The 1,393-nt window shown below is 50.1% G+C and carries 1 protein-coding gene; it reads left to right on the top strand.

The features are described from left to right. The first annotated feature begins 116 nt into the window (after window positions 1-116). Window positions 117-1,343 (top strand): IS256 family transposase, encoded by a 1,227-nt coding sequence (locus KK078_RS30275; protein ID WP_254094782.1) that lies wholly within the window; start codon window positions 117-119, stop codon window positions 1,341-1,343. The last annotated feature ends 50 nt before the right edge of the window (window positions 1,344-1,393 follow it).

Raw genomic sequence — 1,393 nt, 5'->3', positions numbered from 1 at the left:
GGTAGCGTCTAACTAACTGTGTAAAGGTACGATTGACCTCTGGTGGTCGTGGGTAGGAAGCCTACAGAACCAGGTCAATCGATGGTTTTAAAAATCACTACCTTTAACACAGTACAATGAAAAAGAAGAAAGAATCACATCCTGTTGTCAACCAGGTTCTGACGCCTGAGTTTTTGAAGCAGTTTAAGGACTCTGGAGAGCTTAATTCCTTCATGGAGGACTTGTATGCCAGAGCCATGGAGCAGATGATTGAGGGCGAGCTGGATGGCCATTTAGGCTACTCTAAACACTCACCGGAGGGCGTCAACAGTGGTAACTCCCGTAATGGCAAGACCAGTAAAAAGGTGAAGACCACCATGGGAGAAGTCGAGCTGTCAGTTCCCCGCGACCGTAACAGCACCTTCGAGCCAGTCCTTATACCCAAGCGCAGCCGCACTGTAGAAGGCATCGAAGAGATCGTTATCTCGCTCTACGCACGTGGTATGAGTGTACGGGATATCGAGCTTCAGATCCGAGACATCTACGGTTATACGATCTCTGATGCTACCATCTCCAATATCACAGCTAAGGTGCAGTCTCACATCACCGAGTGGCAAAGCCGACCGCTGTCGTCGGTTTACTATGTGGTCTGGATGGACGGGATAGTCTTCAAGGTCCGTCACAACGGTAAGGTGATCAACAAGACGATCTACCTGGCAGTAGGGCTCAACTCGGAGGGCTTTAAAGAAGTACTGGGCATGTGGCTTGGTGAGAGCGAAAGCGCATCCTTCTGGATGAGCGTATTGACCGATCTGCGCGCCCGTGGCGTCGAGGATATCCTCATCACCAGCACCGACAACCTGAAAGGCTTTACAGAAGCCATTGTCAGTGTGTTCCCTCAGTCTATCACGCAAATCTGCGTGGTCCATCAAATCCGGAATGCCGCTCGCTTTGTGGTCTGGAAAGATAAAAAGCAGTTCGCTGCCGACTTAAAGCCGGTTTACACGGCTGCCAACCGCGACCTAGCCTGGGCCGCGCTTGAGGTCTTAGAACAAACCTGGGGCAAGAAGTATCCGCACGCTATCAGGTCCTGGAAGGCCAACTGGAACGAGCTGTCTCACTTCTTTGACTTCCCGCTGGAGATCCGAACGCTGATCTACACCACCAACATCATCGAAAACCTGAACGGTAAGATCAGGAAGTATACAAAGATCAAAATGTCCTTCCCAGACGACGCTTCGGTTATCAAATCGGTCTTCCTGGCCTTACGGGAGATCACACGCAAGTGGACGATGCCAATCCGGAACTGGAACTTAGTTGTAAATCAATTTATCAACATCTTCGGAGAGAGATGCAAAATATAGTCCCTTTACGCAGTTCGTTAGACGCTTACACACTTTGCTGGGCACTGTCA

This window comes from Dawidia soli, from assembly GCF_018598185.1.
GTDB classification, from domain to species: domain Bacteria; phylum Bacteroidota; class Bacteroidia; order Cytophagales; family Cyclobacteriaceae; genus Ohtaekwangia; species Ohtaekwangia soli.
Note: the sequence above shows the minus strand (reverse complement) of the source record. Positions and strands in the feature narration are given on the sequence as shown.